An 18,116-nucleotide genomic window follows, 5' to 3' on the forward strand; every position below is an offset into this window, starting at 1 on the left:
TCATGACCAAGCTCATCGCCATTCTCAACGTGATCGCATGGGCCGGGTTCTGGGCGTTTGGGTATATCGCCCTGACCTCGGACGATCTGACCGACAGCCAACTGACGATCGCCGCGATCCTGGCTTTTGCCGGGTTGGTCACGGGTGTCATGGCCTACATGAAACTTGCGCGCGCCTCAGAGGCGAGCGGATATGCCAAAGGCTCCAGCCAACTGAACACTGCTGCCCGCGACCGGGCGCAGGAAGAATGGGGAAAGTAAGACATGTTTTATCGCGAGGCCGGAGATTTCAAAACCTCTTACGTGGAAGACAGCCAGACCTTTCCGATCAAATTTGACCGGTATCGGTACTATGTGGTGCTGGCAGTGGCATTTGGGATCATTCCATTCATCATCAATGACTACTGGGCGAACGCGCTGCTGCTTCCGTTTCTGATCTATGCGATCGCCGCCATCGGTTTGAATGTATTGGTTGGCTATTGCGGGCAGGTGTCGCTGGGTACCGGTGGGTTCATGGCTGTGGGGGCCTATGCCTGCTACAAGCTGATGACGGCCTTTCCCGAAGTCAGCATGTTCATCCATGTCATCCTTGCGGGCGGGATCACCGCCATTGTCGGTGTTCTGTTCGGATTGCCTTCGCTTCGGATCAAAGGGTTCTATTTGGCCGTGGCCACGCTTGCGGCGCAGTTCTTTCTGGTGTGGCTGTTCAACCGTGTGCCGTGGTTCTACAACTACTCGGCATCTGGGCAGATCAACGCGCCCGAGCGGGATGTGTTCGGCATCATCATCACAGGCCCGAATGCTCCGGCCTGGGCAACCTATCTGTTCTGCCTGATCTTCCTGACCTTCTGCGCCATCATTGCACGGAACCTGACTCGGGGAACGACCGGCAGGACATGGATGGCGATCCGCGACATGGATATCGCGGCCGAGATCATCGGGGTAAACCCGCTCAAGGCAAAACTGACCGCCTTTGCTGTCAGCTCATTTTTTGTGGGTATCGCGGGGGCGCTATTCTTTGCGGTCTATCTGGGCGCGGTTGAGGTTGGCGAAGTCTTTGGCATCCAGAAATCGTTCCTGGTCCTATTCATGGTCATTATCGGCGGATTAGGGTCTATCTTCGGCTCCTTCGCCGGGGCAGCTTTCTTGGTATTGCTGCCGGTTGTTTTGAAGGTGGTCGGTGTCGATCTACTGGGCTGGCCCACTGATATCGTTGCGCATCTCAATCTGGTGATCGTCGGCGCACTCATCATCATGTTCTTGATTCTGGAACCGCATGGGCTGGCGCAGCTTTGGCGTGTGGCGAAAGAGAAACTCAGACTCTGGCCGTTTCCGCACTGACGGGCAGGCCCAAAGACAAGACGGGTGCAAAGCCCGAATTCAACATCGGACCAATCAAGGGAGGAGACACCCGATGAAGACGAAACTGGCAACCCTGGCGCTGGGCGCCATGATGGCCGCAGGTCCGGCCATGGCCGACCTTGTGTTCCCGTCGCTCAGCTATCGGACGGGACCATATGCGGCAGGCGGTATCCCGTTTGCTGACGGCTATGCCGATTATTTCACACTGCTCAACGAGCGTGATGGCGGCATCGGAGGTGTTTCGGCCAATGTGATCGAATGCGAAACCGGCTATAACACCGAAAAAGGCGTGGAATGCTATGAATCCACAAAGGGCGAAGGCGCCTTGGTATATCAGCCATTGTCGACCGGCATTACATACCAGCTGATCCCAAAAGTGACCGCAGATGGCATTCCGCTGCACACGATGGGCTATGGCCGGACCTCTGCTGCGAACGGCAAGGTATTCAGCCACGTGTTCAACTATCCGGCCAACTACTGGAACGGAGCGTCGGGCGCGATCAACTATCTGCTGAGCGAAAACGATGGTGACCTGAACGGTAAGAAAATCGCACTGGTCTATCACAACTCGGCCTATGGCAAGGAACCGATCCGCACGCTGGAGACTCTGGCTGAAAAGCACGGGTACGACCTGACGCTGCTGCCTGTTGACCACCCCGGTCAGGAACAGAAATCGCAGTGGCTGCAAATTCGCCGCGAAAAGCCTGATTATGTAATCATGTGGGGCTGGGGCGTGATGAACCAGGTCGCGGTGCAGGAAGCTGCGAACATCCGCTTCCCGATGGAAAACTTCATCGGTGTCTGGTGGTCTGGCGCTGAATTTGACGTGCAGCCCGCGGGCGACAAGGCAAACGGCTATAAGGCACTGACCTTTACCGGGCTGGGCATGGACTATCCGGTCTATGAAGATCTGCAGAAATACGTGGTGGATGCAGGCAAAGCGGCGGGTGCGGGCGATCAGCTTGGCTCGGTTCAGTATAACCGCGGTCTCTATGCCGCCATGCTGGCCGCTGAAGCTGTGAAGACTGCGCAGGGAATCCATAATACCGCTGATATCGACGCATCCATGATGCGCGATGGTATGGAGGCGCTGGAAATGACCAACGCCAAGATGGAAGCGCTGGGCATGACCGGTTTCGGGCCTGAATTCTCGGTCTCGTGCGAAAATCACGGCGGACCCGGCCTTGTCGGCGTTGTGCAGTGGGATGCTGCGGCCGGAACCTGGAACCCGGTTCAGGACTTCCAGCCGACCGATGCAGATGTGATCAACACGTTGATCGAAGAAGATTCTGCAGCCTATGCAGCGGAAAACAACATCACACCCGGGTGTGAATAAATGGCTGGCCCCGGTCTTGATCCGGGGCCGCGAAACTGACCAGAGCGGCGGGCAGCCGCCGCTCTATCCCAACGGTCCCTCTCGGGACAGGCATGAGGACACGCGCTGATGCTGGATGCGGCACAAACCACTGACGTGCAGGAGGAAACCCTGCTTGAGGTCAACAATATCGAGGTGATCTACAATCATGTGATCCTTGTGCTGAAAGGCGTCAGCCTAACGGTGCCCAAAGGGGGCATTACGGCCCTGCTGGGCGGCAACGGGGCAGGCAAGACCACCACACTCAAGGCTGTGTCGAACCTGCTGCATTCGGAACGGGGCGAAGTCACCAAGGGATCAATCAAGTATCGCGGGACCAGCGTGCATGAAAGTGAGCCTGCCGATCTGGTGCAAAAAGGCGTCATCCAGGTGATGGAGGGTCGCCATTGTTTCGAACATTTGACGGTCGAGGAAAACCTGCTGACCGGCGCCTATACCCGCAAAGATGGTAAGGCCGCGATCCAACAGGATCTGGACCTTGTTTACACCTATTTCCCACGTCTGAAGGAACGCCGCCGCAGCCAGGCGGGTTACACGTCGGGCGGAGAGCAACAGATGGTTGCGATGGGTCGGGCGCTGATGTCGCGGCCCGAGACGATCCTGCTGGATGAGCCGTCCATGGGACTGGCCCCGCAGCTTGTCGAAGAGATTTTCGGCATCGTCCAAGATCTGAACGAAAAAGAGGGCGTCTCGTTTCTGCTGGCCGAGCAGAACACCAATGTGGCGCTCAGGTTCGCACATTACGGCTATATTCTTGAATCCGGCCGCGTGGTGATGGATGGCCCAGCTGCCGAACTGCGCGAAAACCCCGATGTTAAGGAATTCTATCTGGGCATGTCGGATGACGGCCGTAAAAGCTTCCGCGATGTGCGCTCATACCGCCGCCGCAAGAGGTGGCTGTAGGCGGATGGAGGATTTGGCGATGACGAAATTCTACGATGCGCTAGAAACCCGCTCGGCCGACCAGCGCGCCTCTGAACAGGCTGAGGCGTTGCAGGTACAGATCAGGCGCGCGAACTCGGCTCCGGGGTTTGCAGCGCATATGGCGGATGTTGATACAGCAGCTGTAAAGTCGCTGGACGACCTTGTTAAGCTGCCAGTTCTGCGCAAGTCCGATATGGCTAAGGCGCAGGCGTCGCGCCCGCCCTTTGGTGGGTTTACCGTCAAACCGGCCCGGCATTTCCATCATGTTTTCCAGTCGCCCGGCCCGATCTATGAGCCCGGCAGCACCGATCACGACTGGTGGCGGATGGGGCGGTTCCTGCACGCAGCAGGTGTCGGGCCCGGAGACATCGTTCAGAATTGCTTTGGCTATCACCTGACCCCTGCGGGCATGATCTTTGAAAGTGGTGCGCGGGCGGTGGGGGCTGCGGTGCTGCCTGCCGGCACAGGCCAAACCGAACTGCAGGTAACCGCCGCGCGCGATGTCGGCTGCACCGCTTATGCGGGCACACCGGATTACCTCAAGGTCATATTGGACAAGGCCGATGAGATGGGCGTGGCACTGGATTTCGTGACTGCCGTTGTTGGCGGCGGTGCTTTGTTCCCGTCTTTGCGTCAGGAGTACGCCAATCGCGGTATCGCCTGTCTGCAATGCTATGCCACCGCCGATCTGGGCAGCATCGCTTATGAAAGCCCCGCGATGGACGGGATGATCATTGATGAGCATGTCATCGTCGAGATCGTCACCCCCGGAACCGGAAACCCGGTCGCGCCGGGTGAAGTGGGTGAGGTTGTCGTGACCTCACTGAACCCCGATTATCCGCTGATCCGGTTTGCCACCGGTGATCTGTCGGCGGTTCAACCTGGTCAGTCACCTTGCGGTCGTACCAACATGCGCATCAAGGGCTGGATGGGACGCGCGGATCAGACAACCAAGATCAAGGGTATGTTCGTGCGCCCTGAACAGGTCGCGGCGCTGGTCGACAAGCATGATGAAATCGTCAAGGCGCGCGTCATTGCCGCCCGCCAGGGTGAGATGGACACGATGACGGTTCAGATCGAAAGCGCCGGCGGAAATGACTTGGCTTATGCGAAATCCGTCGTCGAGGTGCTGAAGCTGAAAGGCGCGATCGAAGTCGTGGCGCCGGGATCGCTGCCGAAAGATGGTTTGGTGATCGAGGATCAGCGCGTCTACGAATGAAGGCTGTGCAATTCTGCGGCAGCATGTTTCGCAGATTTGTTTCGCTGCCCACTGGTGTTTCCGAGCGTTTTGGTCGATTAAAGACGGACTCTGCGCCTTAGCCAGTTAAAGCCGGGATCATGGCCGATATCGAAATCTCTGAGCACGGACGGCGCAACCGCGGCGCTGTAGGTACACGCCTCGTCGGCGTAGTGGCCTGCCTTGTGGCGGCAGCCTGTCTGTTGCCGATGTTTGCGGTTGTTCTGGCCGCTACGACGGGCGGCACGGATACGGTTTCGCATCTCCTGGAAACTGTTCTGCCCGGCTATGCTATGACGACGCTGATACTGGTCGTGCTGGTGGCCACGGGCACGTTTTCCATCGGCGTGGGCGCAGCTTGGCTCGTGACGATGACGCGGTTCCCTGGCGTGCGCATTCTGGAAATTGCGTTGGTGCTGCCGCTGGCCTTTCCGGCCTATGTGCTGGCCTATGCCTATACATTCATTCTTGATCACCCGGGCATTGTCCAGACCACCCTGCGTCAGGTAACGGGCTGGGGCCCGCGCGACTATTGGTTCCCCGAGATTCGGTCGACCGAGGGTGCGGCGGTGATGTTGATCTTGGTCTTGTATCCTTACGTCTACCTGTTGGCCCGGGCCGCTTTTCTGCAGCAGAGTGCAACGGCCTTTCTGGCAGCGCGCGCGTTGGGCAAAAGTCCGTGGCTGGCCTTTTGGCACGTGTCGCTGCCAATGGCGCGTCCCGCGATTGCGGGTGGCGTGCTGCTTGCCATCATGGAAACCATCGCCGATTTCGGCACCGTGGCCTATTTCGGGGTGCAGACATTTGCCACGGGTATCTATACCAGTTGGTTTTCGATCGGTGATCGGGTGGGTGCGGCGCAGCTGGCGCTCTGCCTTCTGGGCTTTGCGCTGGTCATGGCCGTGGCAGAACGGATGCAGCGCGGGAAGGCCAAATACTATCAGGCAGGCAAAAGCCACGCCTCGCTACCATCCGCCCGGCTGAAGGGCTGGCAAGCGGGCGCGGCTTTTGCCCTGTGTGCCATACCGGTGCTGTTCGGATTTCTGTTGCCGGTGTTCATTCTGGTTCAGATGGGGATGGAGTCCGAACAGAACCTTCTGTCACGGCGCTATCTCGGGTTCATTCAGAATTCGCTGACGCTGGCCGGTGTGGCGGCGTTTGTTACGGTCTTTGCGGCCATCAGCGTTGGGTTCTTCCAGCGATTGCGGCCGGGGAGGGTGTCCTCTGGTGCCGGGTACATGGCGCGGCTGGGCTATGCGGTTCCAGGCGGTGTGATCGCCGTCGGGCTGATGGTGCCTTTTGCCAGTTTCGATAACGCACTGGATGCATGGATGCGGCAGAATTTCGACCTGTCGACCGGGTTGCTTGTTACCGGTTCGATCTGGCTGTTGGTAGCCGCTTATATGGTGCGGTTTCTGGCCGCCGCGCTCAGCGCATATGAGGGAGGGCAGAGCACGGTGCATGCCAATATGGATGCGGCCTCGCGGTCTTTGGGGCAGACGCCGCTAGGGACGTTGCGCCGGGTGCATTTGCCGATTCTGACGCCATCTCTGCTGACAGCGCTGTTGATCGTCTTTGTGGACGTGATGAAAGAGCTTCCTGCGACCCTGATCATGCGGCCTTTCAATTTCGATACGCTGGCGGTGCAGGCCTATAGGCTGGCATCAGACGAGCGGTTAGAGGGCGCTGCTGTGCCCTCGCTGGTCATATTGGCAGTGGGGTTGCTGCCGGTGATCCTGATCTGTCGGCAAGTCGGGCGACAGCGTTAGACTTGACCAAAAAACCACACCTATTTGCGGATGGGCTTGATTCGAACGCGTTTTCCGGCAAGGCTTGAACCATGAACATGCAGCCTCCCAGCCGGTTTTCTGCAAACTCGACCCAGATGCCCGTCGCGTTCGATCGGCACGAGATGTCCCAAATCCTTTCTGTCTATGGCCGGATGGTCGCCGCCGGAGAATGGCGCGATTACGGGATCTCGAACCTGCGTGATATGGCGGTGTTTTCCATCTTCCGCCGCACGGCAGAGCATCCGATTTATCGGGTCGAAAAAGATCCGCGTTTGCGCTCCCGGCAAGGCATGTATTCGGTGGTCGGTATGGATGGCCGCATCCTAAAGCGCGGCCATGATCTGCGCACGGTGCTGCGGGTGTTGGAGCGCAAGCTGATACGGTCGGTTGACCTGGATTAAAGCCTTTTATGGGCGGTTACCGGCCCATCGCCCTGGTCCAGAATGCGCGTGATTGCAGCATCCATCGGCTCAAAGGTCACGTCCATGTGGAACGCATTTGCGTGCAGCAGCATATTGTCGCCGTAGACCCAGGCCACATGCCCTTTCCAGAACAGCAGATCACCGCGCTGAGCGGGTGTGCCAGGGGTCAGCGCCTGACCCAGATCACGCTCCTGGTCGCCACTATCACCGGGGCAGGGAAGCCCACAAGCCAGCATTCCGGCCTGAACCAGACCTGAACAATCAAGCCCGAACCGGCTGTTGCCGCCCCAAAGATAGGGCGTTCCCAGAAACAGTTCGGCCACGGCGACCGGATCGGTCAGGGTGACGTTGATCTGTTTGGCGTGTATGGCCGGGATAAAGCCTAGCTCCGTCTCAATAAATCCATTCTGTTCGGACATTGTCTGAACCTTGCTGCCAAAGCTTAACGAGGTTCGGTCCCGGGATTTCATGTTCGGTTGCTCATATGCATGTGTTGATGGTGCCGTGATCCAGTGGGTGGCAGGCACATCTGGGGCCAGACAGTCTGACCGGACCCAGCCCGCATAGCCGTCCTTGTCCGAGGTGATCCGGCTCCAGCCGTTGTTCTCTTCATGCGTGCAAACACCATCCCCATACAAAAGCTGGCGATCGCGGGGCCCGTCGGGGTCACGCATCAGGTCAACGACCGGCTGTATGATGCGCTGCCGGGTCATAGGCCCAAAATCTCGGGCAGGGCCGTCAGAAGGGCGCGGGGGCCTTGGCCGAACCCGCCCTTGCTGCGTCCGGGTTCCTTGCTGCGCTGCCACGAGAAGATGTCGAAATGCATATAGGGGCTGTCACCGACAAATCTGCGCAGGAACAGCGCGGCGGTAATCGAACCGGCGAAACCACCTGCCGGAGCGTTATCCAGATCGGCAATGCCGGGTTCAATCAGACCCTCATAGGGGTTATGGAATGGCATGCGCCAGACAGGATCGGCTGCTCTGCCTGCGGCGCGGTTCAAGGCATCAGCCGCGGCATCGTTGTCGGTATAGAATGGTGCAAGATCGGCGCCCACCGCCACACGTGCCGCCCCGGTCAGTGTCGCCATCGAGATCACCAAATCCGGCTCGCCCTCATCCGCCAGCGCCAATGCGTCGGCCAAAACCAAGCGCCCTTCGGCATCGGTATTGTTAATCTCAACCGTCAGCCCCTTGCGCGAGGTCAGGATGTCGCCGGGCCGGAAGGCGTTGCCCGCAACCGAATTCTCAACCGCCGGGATCAGCACCCGCAGTTGCACGGGCAGCTCCAGCGCCATTATCATCCGGGCCAGCCCCAATACATTTGCGGCCCCGCCCATATCTTTCTTCATCAGCCCCATCGAGGCGCCGGGTTTCAGGTTTAGCCCTCCAGTGTCAAAGCAGACGCCCTTGCCGACAAGGGTCAGCTTTGGGCCTGTCACGCCCCAGTTCATCTCAATCAGACGGGGCGCTTGTGCGGCGGCGCGGCCAACCGTGTGGATCATGGGGAAGTTCTGCTCTAGCAGGGCATCGCCCAGAACAACCTCGAAAGAGGCGCCGAATTCCTGCGCCAGGGCTTCGGCTGCGCTATGAAGCTGTTCCGGCCCCATATCAGAGGCCGGTGTATTGACCAGATCGCGGGTCAAGGCCTCGGCCCCGGCCAGAACCTCTAGCCGGGCGGCGTCGATGCCGTCGGGGGCAACCAATCGGGCCTTGGCCGGGGATTGGCTGGCATAGCGGTCAAAGGCATAGCCGGTCAGCAACCACCCCAGGCATTCGGTTTCGAGATCCGCTTGGTCTATGCCCGATGCGATGTGATATGTGCCTTCGGGCAGGGCTTCGGCGGCGGCGGCCAGCGGAAACCGCTTGCGGGCCCGACCTGTGGCTGTGCCATACCCCGCCAAAGCAGACTGTACCGCACCGTCAGCGCCGGGAATCAGTAAGACCTGACCCAGTGCACCAGTAAATCCACTGATCTTGGCCCAGGTCGTCACGGCTTCGGGCTGGCCCGCCAGCCAGTCGTCCAGATCCGGCTGGGCAATGACTTGAAGGGGGACAGATGCGTCCGACGATGGAGCGAAAGACAGGGTCATGGAAATCTCGACTGTTGTGGCTTATGCCCAACCTAGCCGTCCATGGACCGTCCGCAAGCCCTGTCAGACCGAAAGATCTTGCTGATCCCAGATCACGGTCAGCGATTTCTCACCCACTCTGATCAACCGCGACAGCGTGGCCCCGGCGGCGACCGAGTCGCCCGCATCCACATTCTGCGCCACATCATTCGCCACACGGGCCAGCGCCATCATTCCGATCTGTTCGGCAATGGCCACAATGGATCGCGCACATTTGCGCAGCCCGGCCCAGTCACGCTGTCTCCAGAACCGCTCGCAATTCGACAGGCGCACCGCCAATTCCTCGACCGTGCGACACAGCACGTCCAACGCGTTTTTCTCACCCAGTTGTCGATACAGCCCATTCAGACGATCCGAATCCAGCCGCACTGTTTCTTTGTGTTCAAGCGTGACGATCTTATCCACCACATTCACCCCAATTCCATACGCCCCCACGGCATAGCCCGAATGTGGTGCGCAATTCCTTTGCAAAACCTTGCCATGGGGCAGGATAATGGCTCGAATTTTCTTCGAATTCAGGTTACAGCAGTCCACCGAGACACGAACAGGGACACAAGAATGGAATTCGCCAAACCTTTGCCAAACTATCTGGTCAATCGGTATCATGGCTGGAAAGCCACCACATATTCGGAAAACCAGGTCTGGTATCGCCGTCTGGCCACCGAAGGGCAGCGTCCGCGGGCCATGGTGATTTCCTGTTGCGACAGCCGGGTTCATGTCACCTCGATTTTTGGGGCGGATCAAGGTGAGTTCTTTATTCACCGCAATATTGCAAACCTGGTTCCGCCTTATGCGCCCGACGGTGATCATCACGGTACCAGTGCTGCCATCGAATACGCGGTGACTGCGCTGAAAGTGGCGCATCTGATCGTGCTGGGCCATTCCCAATGCGGTGGTGTGCAGGGCTGTATCGACATGTGCAAGGGCCAGGCACCACTGCTGGAAGCCAAAGAAAGCTTTGTTGGTCGCTGGATGGATATCCTCAAACCAAAATATGATCTGGTTGCCGATATCGAAGACAGCACCGACCAAGCGCGCCAGTTTGAACGGCAGGCGGTTGTTGCTTCGCTCGAAAACCTGATGACCTTCCCCTTCATCTCCGCGGCGGTAGAGAGCGGCTCGCTCAGCCTGCACGGTTTGTGGACAGATATCGGTGAAGGTGGCCTTCAGTGTTATGATCCCGGCGAAAAGAAATTCGTGGTCGTCTGACCCGGCGGATTTTCGACAATTTCAGGCAGCGCGGATCAGACAACTGATTCCGCGCTGTTTTTTTGATATGTTTGGGATGTCATTTTAGGGATTCGGAGCATTTCATGCGATTGATCAAACGTGTTCTTGTCACCTTACTAGTCTTGATTCTGGTTCTGGTAGGGGTGTCCTTTATATTGCCAGGCAAGGCAGAGGTTTCGCGTAGCATCACGATTGATGCGCCGCCCGAGGTCATCTTTCCTTATGTCAACTCCATGCAGGAGACCGAGAAATGGTCGCCATGGTTATCTCGTGATCCCGAGACGAAGCTGACCTATGGCGGGCCTGATTCTGGGGTCGGGAATGTGCTGAACTGGTCGTCGGATCACCGGCAGGTCGGCACCGGTTCGCAAGAGATCACCGAAAGCGTTGAAAACCAGATGGTCAGAACCGCCTTGGATTTTGGTCCAATGGGCACTGCCATTGCCATGTTTGAACTGCAGCCGGAGGGCAGCGGCACCAAAGTGACCTGGGGGTTTGAATCCGAATTGGGTATGAATCCCATGTCCCGCTGGATGGGGCTGATGATGGATAAATGGGTTGGCGGAGATTACCAGCGCGGGTTGGATAATCTGAAAACGCTGGTCGAGGGGCAGGGGTGATTTAGAGGACCCCGAGGTGTATTCGGATGGCGGCTTTGAGCCCAAAGCAGTCGTTACAAAATTGGCTTTGAGCAAAGGACTTCATCTGGAACTCAGTCCAGCGTGTTCTTGTAGACTTTGCCGTCTTTCATGATCAGATCGAAATTCTCATGCGGGTCTGCGATCAGGTCGATATCTTGCAGCGGATTGCCGTCCACAAGGATTAAGTCGGCATAAGCGCCCTTTGCGATTACACCCAAATCGCCTTGTTGATAGGGGTGGCGCGGGCCTGAGAGTTTGAGCAGTTCAGCATTGGTTGAAGTCGCCATTTTCAGCACCTCGTATGGCGTGTACCAGCGCTGCAACTTGGCAAGGAACGCGCCTTGACGTTCGGCCAGTTTGGGATCGAACAGGATGTCGGTGCCGAAAGCGACTTTCACGCCAACTTCTTTCGCCGTTTTGTAGGTGAAATCTGTACCGTTGGTGACGTCGATCCATTTCTGCTGGCTAACAGGGTCGTCGAAAGAAAAGCCATCCTCGTCATCCAGAAGAGGCTGCACTGACAACCACACGTCGTTGTCGCGCATCAGTTCCATCGTTTCGCGGCTCATCAAGAAGCCATGCTCGATGGACTTAACGCCAGCGGCAACGGCTATCTCCACTGCCTCGTCCGTGAAGACATGAGATGCAACATAGGTGTTGTAGGTGTCAGCCACCTCTACGAATGCCTCGATTTCGGCCTTGGTGTATTGGCGTACATCCAGAGGGTCATAGGTAGATGACACCCCGCCGCCGGTGGAAATCTTAAGCTGGGTCGCGCCCATGCGCATGATCTCACGCGCGCGTTTGACCACTTCCGGAACACCATCAGCCTGCGCCATCAAACCAACGCTGTACCAGTACCATTGCGAATCCGCGCCGTTCGTCGGAACCGCTTGGTAGGGGCGATAGTCAAAGTGGCCGCCGGTTTGTGTCACGGGCGGGCCGGACGGCAGGATACGAGGGCCTTCGATCTCGCCTGCGTCAATCATCCGTTTTATGGCAAATGAATTGCCGCCAACGTCGCGCACCGTAGTGAAGCCGCGCATTAATGTGCCTTCGGACCCGATGGCACCCCGCACCGCGACCTCAAGAATATCGCCGGTCACAACCACGCTCTGCGGATTGCAGCAGTAAAGCGTGTGCCAGTGTACGTCGATCAGGCCAGGCATCAACGTGCGTCCACCGCCGTCGATGACGATACCATTGGCGACGGCGAGGGGTTCTGAGGACACATCTGTGATCAGATTGTCGGTTACAACGACATTGGCATTTGCAATCATTTCCTCATTCACACCATCAAACACGTTGACGTTTGTGAACAGTATCGGTCCCCCATCCTGGGAGAGCGCTTGCGAACTGGTTATTGCAAGAGCAATCGACGAAACTGCGGCAAGTTTGGGAAAATGCATTCGAAATTCCTCAGAAAATTCTGTCGGATAAACCATCTCAGCGGAAGCAAGATTTTTCAAGCATTACCTCGCTTTTCTCCAAGGTCGGCTTTGTCCGCCTAGCCGACGTTCAATAAAAAAAACCCCGCTGACCATGCAGCGGGGTTTACTTAATCAATGCTAAGGGTTGTGCGTATCGCTCACCCCTTCTTCAGGACCTCACGGCCCAGCAATTCGGCGATTTGTACCGCGTTCAGCGCTGCGCCCTTGCGCAGGTTGTCACTGACGCACCACAGGTTCAGGCCGTTCTCGATGGTTGAATCCTGACGGATGCGGCTGATGAAGGTGGCGAAATCACCTGCGCATTCGATCGGCGAGACGTAGCCGCCCGGTTCGCGCTTATCGATCACCATGATACCTGGTGCTTCGCGCAGGATGTCACGGGCTTCGTCTTCGTCCAAGAATTCCTCGAACTCGATATTCACGGCCTCTGAATGGCCGACAAAGACCGGAACGCGGACGCAAGTGGCTGTAACCTTGATCGAGGGATCGACGATCTTCTTGGTTTCGACAACCATCTTCCACTCTTCTTTAGTTGAGCCGTCTTCCATGAAGACGTCGATCTGCGGAATGACGTTGAAGGCGATCTGCTTCTGGAACTTGTTCGGCGGAACTTCGGTGGTGGGGTTGTAGATGGCTTTGGTCTGATCCCACAGCTCATCCATCCCTTCTTTGCCCGCGCCGGAAACCGACTGATAGGTCGACACGACGACGCGCTTGATCTTGGCGCGATCATGCAGCGGTTTCAGCGCGACAACCATCTGCGCGGTCGAGCAGTTGGGGTTGGCGATGATGTTCTTGTTCTTATAGTCGTGGATCGCCTCGGGGTTACATTCCGGCACGATCAGCGGAATTGCAGGGTCATAGCGATACAGGGACGAGTTGTCGATCACCACGCAGCCAGCCGCCGCCGCCTTGGGGGCGTAGACCTTGGTCGCCTCGGATCCCACGGCAAACAGCGCCATGTCCCAGCCGGTGAAATCAAACGTGTCCAGGTCTTTGGTCGTGAGTGTCTTGTCGCCAAAGCTTACTTCGGTTCCCAGCGACCGACGGCTTGCCAGCACGGCAAGTTCATCGATGGGGAACTGGCGTTCTGCCAGAATGTTCAGCATTTCGCGGCCCACATTACCTGTGGCGCCGACGACTACGACGCGATAGCCCATTTCATGTCTCCAAAGTTAAGGACGCGCGTTCATAGCCGCGTTGCAGCAAAGAAAAAAGAGGTTTCACGGGATATTTCCCCCAATGACACCGATTTGACGCGGTGCATCGCCTCAGGCGTCGGTTAGAAGCCGTTCATAGAGCGCTACCAAGGTCTTTGCCTCGCCGTAGATGTCGAAATTCTGTTCCACATGGACGCGGGCGGCGCTGCCGGATAGCGCCAGCGACTCGGAGTTCGACAGCATTTCAGCGGCGGCATCAGCCAGGGCGGGAATGTTCCCCGGTTCGACCACTTGGCCCAGTGAGGGGTCGGTCACGATCTCTGCAAAGGCACCGACATCGGTTGCCACCACAGGCACGCCGCAGGCCATCGCCTCGAGCGGGGTCAGACCAAAGCCTTCCCAGCGTTGCGGCGCGATGAACAAGTCCAGCACCTGGTACCACTCGGCGATCTGATCCACAGTGACCTCGGGTTTGAATAGGATGCGGTCAGACAGGCCCGCCTTGGCGACCTTGTCTTTCAACTCGGCCAGAAAGCCGGTGTGTTTTTCGGTCGCGCGGCCCATGACGATGCCATGGACGTCTTCGAAACGGCCACAAAGGTCGATCATCGCATCGACGAAAGCATCGGTGCCTTTCTGGTGCCGGATACGGCCATAGCACCCAAGCAGCAGACCACTGGGCAGGCCAAGTTTGCCCCGCAGGGCGGCTTTGTCCGCGGGCGGGGTGAAATTCTGCAGGTTGATGCCATGCATGATGACCTGCGCGTCCCGCTCAAGATATCCGGCGGTTTTGCGCGAGGTGGCAACCACCGCGTCCATCTGGTCGATCAGCCATTTGGTATAGCCCGTATGCGACCGCTGCGAGGCGCTGGTGAATAGCAGTTTCAGGCGCAGACGAAAGACATTGCGCAGGAACAGGCCCAACAGCATCTCGGTATTGCGGCGCGCATGCCAGACGCGCGTGGTCTTGCGCGACAGAAAGGGCAGGCGGCCCAGCGGGATATGGGGCAGGTCGGCTGGAAGGCCCGGTCCGGTGGCGGCGATGTCGATCCATTGCACCTGCAAAGGCACCAGCCGCGCAATCGTCGCGGTCACGCCGGACAGCCTGCGTTTGAGGTTGGGTGCGATGACAACAGGGTCGGACATGGGCTCTCCCGATGGTTCCAGCGTCAGTCAACGCTGTCGCGGCTGAATAGGTAAATCACGCATCCAATGGCAAGCGTGACTGCAAAAAAGCCGAATATCGCTGTGTAGGGCGCGGTTGGACTGATGTCCACTGTCGCGGCATGGACGCGGCCGGTGACAAATTGCGCCAGTCCCACTCCGCCGATGCCGAACAGATTCAACAGGGTCATGCCACGCCCGACCAGATGCGGCGGCACGAAGGCGCGGCCATGGGCCATGATGACCGGAAAGCTGGCGCCCATGAAACCGATCACCGCCATCAGACTTACTGACACCCAGACTGCCATGTCGATCCACAGGCACAACAGCCCCAGCGCCGCCGCGCCCAAGGCATTGCCGCCAAAGATCACCCATTTCCGTGTGCCCAAAAGCCGGTCCAGTGGCCCATAGGCAAAGGTGCCGGCAATCATAGCCGCCCCCATGACCAGCGTCGCGGTTCCGATCTGCGTGGTGCTGAGGGCTAAAACGTCGTTCAGATATGGACCCGCCCACAGGCCTCGTGTCGCAGCCGCCGGGGCGTAGGCCACCAGCATCAGCGGCAGGATGGCCCACAGGGCAGGTTCTTTCAGCAGGTCCAGCACTGATCCGCGATGCTCGGTCTCAACCGGTTTCGGGTCGTGTACGCTGATCCAGATGCCCGCTGCGATAATGGCCGAAACGACGGCCAGTGTAGCCATTGTGGCGCGCCAGCCCATCAGTTCGACCGCAAGTGCTGTGGGGTAGGAGGCCACAAGATTGCCGACCGACCCAACGCCCAGCATGATGGCTGCTAGCGTGGCAAAGCGGGCGGGCGGGTATTCGCGGGCAAAGATGTAATAGGAAGCCATCAGAACGGGCGAGCACCCGACTCCGATCAGCCCCATCGCGATTGCGATATGAAACGGGGTGCTGGCCACTGCAAACAACGCAGCGCCGCCGGCGCCGCCTGCCAGCAACAAAACCGCAGCCGTCAAACGCGGCCCGATCCGGTCCAGCGCCCAACCCACTGGCAGTTGCATGGCGGCAAAGACCAGAAACCAAAGCCCCGAAGCAAAGGCCAGATCTTCGGGCCTTGCCCCGATGTCACGCCCCAGATCGACGCTGAGCACGGCAAGAAAGGCACGAAAAAATTGGCTGAGCACATAGCCCAGACACAGAACCACCAGTCCGGTTTTCATGAGACGCCTCTTTCGCCCAACCCGCCAGCAAATGCTTGGCATGTCCCCGTGATATGTACAAGCGCGTGTGCTATGATGTTTTCAGCGGACATCGAACAAATTTGGGCTATCTGAAGGTCTATTCATATTGTCGAGGAACCAATGAAAGACGCACAGGCCGCATTTTATGACAGCCTTCCGCTGTTGCGGGACTTTAACAATCTGACCGATCCTGAACGCTTTACCGCGGTGCCGACGGAATGGGTTCTTGGTGTTGCGGATGTGGTGGATTCCACCGGTCAGATTGGGCGGGGCCGATATAAGGCGGTGAACATGGTGGGGGCCGCGGTGATCTCGGCCATGATCAATGCGCTGCGCGGGCAAGAATTTCCCTATGTCTTTGGGGGTGATGGTGCCGGGTTCGCCGTACCGGCAAGCGCGGCAGAGGCAGCACGTAGCGTTCTGGCCGATTTGCGACGCTGGGCAGAAGAAGAGTTCTCGATCGCGTTGCGTGGGGCCGTCGTGCCCGTCGCCGAAATCCGGCAGGCGGGCAAGGATCTTCGGGTTGCGCGTTATGCGCCATCCGAGGGGGTGGATTATGCGATGTTCTCGGGCGGTGGTCTGGCCTGGGCCGAGGCCGAGATGAAAGCAGGCCGGTTTGAGGTTCCGTACGCAGCCCCTGGTGCGCTGCCGGATTTGACCGGGCTGTCTTGCCGTTGGTCCAACAGCAAGGCGCAGAATGGTCAGATTGTCTCGGTGGTGGTGCAGCCAACTGCCCGCGCAACCGAGACCGATTTCGCCGACCTATCACGGGCTGTTCTAGTGGCCGCTGAAGGATTGGACCGGTCCGGCCACCCGATGCCGGAAAGCGGCCCTCCGATCCGCTGGCCTCCGCCTGGTTTGGCGCTGGACGCCCATGTTTCCCGTGCGGGTCGCAATCTGTTGGTACAGAAAATCAAGCTGTTGGCGCAGAATTTGATGATCGCACTGCTGTTCAAATCCGGCAAGCGATTGGGTAATTTCGAGCCTGGTCACTACAAGCGCACGGTCAGTCGCAATGCGGATTTCCGCAAATTCGATGACGGTCTTAAAATGACGCTGGATTGTGACCCGGCAACCTTGAAGCAAATTCAGACCGTTCTTGAACAGGCTCGGAAACAGGGCAGCATCCACTATGGCTTGCATGCACAGGACGAGGCGATGATGACCTGCTTTGTCCCCTCGGCCACCCGTGACGATCACGTACATTTCGTCGATGGTGCCTCGGGCGGGTATGCTCAGGCGGCCTCGGCGATGCGGGCTTAGGCCTTCCACCTTGCGGCCAGGGCACGCGCCGCCTGTGTCAGCAGCATCACGTCGATCCCCACCGCCTGGAACTGGGCGCCCATGTCCTTATAGGCCTGCGATGCCTCATCCGTGACACCAAGAATGCCCGGGGCTTTGCCTGCTGCAACGATGCGCTTCATCGCGTCGGCGATCACCGCCTGGACCTCGGGCGCGGCGCTGTTTCCCTGAAAACCCATGTCAGTGGACAGGTCAGACGGACCGATAAACACGCCATCCACGCCTTCTACCTGTGCAATGGCATCCAATGCGGCGATACCGGCGCGGTTTTCCACCTGTAACAGCAGACATATCTGATCGTCTGCGGTCTGAATGTAGTCCTGAACCGTTCCATATTGCGTTGCGCGTGAGGCCATCGCGCCGACGCCTCGCACACCTTGGGGCGGATAGTGGCAGGCACGTACCAGATCGCGCGCCTGTTCAGCACTTTCCACAATCGGTACCAGGATTGTCTGAGCACCTGCGTCCAGCACCATCTTGATCAATGCGGTGTCGCCCACCGGGATTCGCACGACGGGATGTGTCGGACTGGCGGCCAGCGCGATCAGCTGATCCCGGATGGACCGGATATCATTCGGCGCGTGCTCACCGTCGATCACCAGCCAGTCGAATCCGGCAGTGCCCATGATCTCGGCTGTTACCGCCTCAGCAAAGCTGGACCAACACCCAATCAGATGGTCGCCGTTTTTCAGGGCTTGTTTGAACGTGTTGACGGATGCGGACATGTGG

The 18,116-nt window shown here is 58.5% G+C and carries 18 protein-coding genes; 10 read left to right on the top strand and 8 right to left on the bottom strand.

The genetic code is table 11. The features are described 5' to 3' along the window. Positions 1–2 precede the first annotated feature (2 nt). The 7 genes from FN806_RS12290 (at position 3) to FN806_RS12320 (ending at position 7,088) form a co-directional block, all read left to right on the top strand. Positions 3–260, top strand: a complete 258-nt coding sequence (locus tag FN806_RS12290; RefSeq protein WP_142637527.1) for a hypothetical protein — start codon at positions 3–5, stop codon at positions 258–260. Between the two features lie 3 nt (positions 261–263). Beyond that, complete coding sequence (locus FN806_RS12295; protein WP_142637529.1) at positions 264–1,340, top strand: branched-chain amino acid ABC transporter permease; 1,077 nt, start codon at positions 264–266, stop codon at positions 1,338–1,340. 73 nt (positions 1,341–1,413) lie between these two features. Continuing rightward, a complete protein-coding gene (locus tag FN806_RS12300; RefSeq protein ID WP_142637531.1) occupies positions 1,414–2,697 on the top strand; it encodes an ABC transporter substrate-binding protein in 1,284 nt (427 codons plus the stop codon). Positions 2,698–2,805: 108 nt separating this feature from the next. Continuing rightward, entirely contained in the window at positions 2,806–3,639 is an 834-nt protein-coding gene (locus FN806_RS12305) for an ABC transporter ATP-binding protein (protein ID WP_142637533.1), read from the top strand. 19 nt (positions 3,640–3,658) lie between these two features. Continuing rightward, positions 3,659–4,879 carry a phenylacetate--CoA ligase family protein gene (locus FN806_RS12310; protein ID WP_142637535.1) on the top strand — a complete coding sequence of 407 codons (1,221 nt, stop codon included), beginning with the start codon at positions 3,659–3,661 and terminating at the stop codon, positions 4,877–4,879. A 119-nt stretch (positions 4,880–4,998) separates the two neighbouring features. Next, the gene (locus tag FN806_RS12315; protein ID WP_142637537.1) at positions 4,999–6,666 is read left to right on the top strand and encodes an ABC transporter permease; all 1,668 of its coding nucleotides are present in this window, start codon (positions 4,999–5,001) and stop codon (positions 6,664–6,666) included. Between the two features lie 71 nt (positions 6,667–6,737). Next, positions 6,738–7,088 (top strand): DUF2794 domain-containing protein, encoded by a 351-nt coding sequence (locus tag FN806_RS12320; protein WP_142637539.1) that lies wholly within the window; start codon positions 6,738–6,740, stop codon positions 7,086–7,088. Here the strand turns inward: FN806_RS12320 and FN806_RS12325 are convergent. The 3 genes from FN806_RS12325 to FN806_RS12335 all read right to left on the bottom strand — a co-directional run bounded on the left by FN806_RS12325 (position 7,085) and on the right by FN806_RS12335 (position 9,654). Beyond that, entirely contained in the window at positions 7,085–7,822 is a 738-nt protein-coding gene (locus FN806_RS12325; protein ID WP_142637541.1) for a C40 family peptidase, read from the bottom strand. The two genes, FN806_RS12320 and FN806_RS12325, sit on opposite strands and share 4 nt — an antisense overlap. Further along, positions 7,819–9,201, bottom strand: coding sequence for a leucyl aminopeptidase family protein (locus tag FN806_RS12330; protein ID WP_142637543.1), 1,383 nt, complete (start codon positions 9,199–9,201; stop codon positions 7,819–7,821). Before FN806_RS12330 ends, FN806_RS12325 begins: the two co-directional genes overlap by 4 nt. Before the next feature lie 63 nt (positions 9,202–9,264). After that, entirely contained in the window at positions 9,265–9,654 is a 390-nt protein-coding gene (locus FN806_RS12335; protein ID WP_142637609.1) for a hypothetical protein, read from the bottom strand. Positions 9,655–9,798: 144 nt separating this feature from the next. Here FN806_RS12335 and FN806_RS12340 point away from each other — a divergent pair, with 144 nt between their 5' ends. Further along, positions 9,799–10,449: a carbonic anhydrase gene (locus tag FN806_RS12340; RefSeq protein WP_142637545.1), complete on the top strand. Its 651-nt coding sequence runs from the start codon at positions 9,799–9,801 to the stop codon at positions 10,447–10,449. A 104-nt stretch (positions 10,450–10,553) separates the two neighbouring features. Then, positions 10,554–11,090, top strand: coding sequence for an SRPBCC family protein (locus FN806_RS12345; protein WP_142637547.1), 537 nt, complete (start codon positions 10,554–10,556; stop codon positions 11,088–11,090). A 92-nt stretch (positions 11,091–11,182) separates the two neighbouring features. On the opposite strand, the gene FN806_RS12350 is transcribed toward FN806_RS12345, so the two are convergent. The 4 genes from FN806_RS12350 to FN806_RS12365 form a co-directional block, all read right to left on the bottom strand. Continuing rightward, entirely contained in the window at positions 11,183–12,520 is a 1,338-nt protein-coding gene (locus FN806_RS12350) for a metal-dependent hydrolase family protein (RefSeq protein WP_142637549.1), read from the bottom strand. A 179-nt stretch (positions 12,521–12,699) separates the two neighbouring features. Continuing rightward, complete coding sequence (locus FN806_RS12355; protein WP_142637551.1) at positions 12,700–13,722, bottom strand: aspartate-semialdehyde dehydrogenase; 1,023 nt, start codon at positions 13,720–13,722, stop codon at positions 12,700–12,702. 111 nt (positions 13,723–13,833) lie between these two features. Beyond that, positions 13,834–14,868: a glycosyltransferase family 4 protein gene (locus tag FN806_RS12360; RefSeq protein ID WP_142637552.1), complete on the bottom strand. Its 1,035-nt coding sequence runs from the start codon at positions 14,866–14,868 to the stop codon at positions 13,834–13,836. 23 nt (positions 14,869–14,891) lie between these two features. Then, positions 14,892–16,064: an MFS transporter gene (locus FN806_RS12365; protein ID WP_142637554.1), complete on the bottom strand. Its 1,173-nt coding sequence runs from the start codon at positions 16,062–16,064 to the stop codon at positions 14,892–14,894. 141 nt (positions 16,065–16,205) lie between these two features. Between FN806_RS12365 and FN806_RS12370 the strand changes: the two genes are divergently transcribed. Continuing rightward, the gene (locus FN806_RS12370; RefSeq protein ID WP_142637556.1) at positions 16,206–17,348 is read left to right on the top strand and encodes a DUF3095 domain-containing protein; all 1,143 of its coding nucleotides are present in this window, start codon (positions 16,206–16,208) and stop codon (positions 17,346–17,348) included. On the opposite strand, the gene FN806_RS12375 is transcribed toward FN806_RS12370, so the two are convergent. After that, a complete protein-coding gene (locus FN806_RS12375) occupies positions 17,345–18,112 on the bottom strand; it encodes an aldolase/citrate lyase family protein (protein ID WP_142637558.1) in 768 nt (255 codons plus the stop codon). The genes FN806_RS12370 and FN806_RS12375 overlap by 4 nt on opposite strands. Between the last annotated feature and the right edge of the window lie 4 nt (positions 18,113–18,116).

Source organism: Ruegeria faecimaris, assembly GCF_900182615.1.
Classification (GTDB): domain Bacteria; phylum Pseudomonadota; class Alphaproteobacteria; order Rhodobacterales; family Rhodobacteraceae; genus Ruegeria; species Ruegeria faecimaris.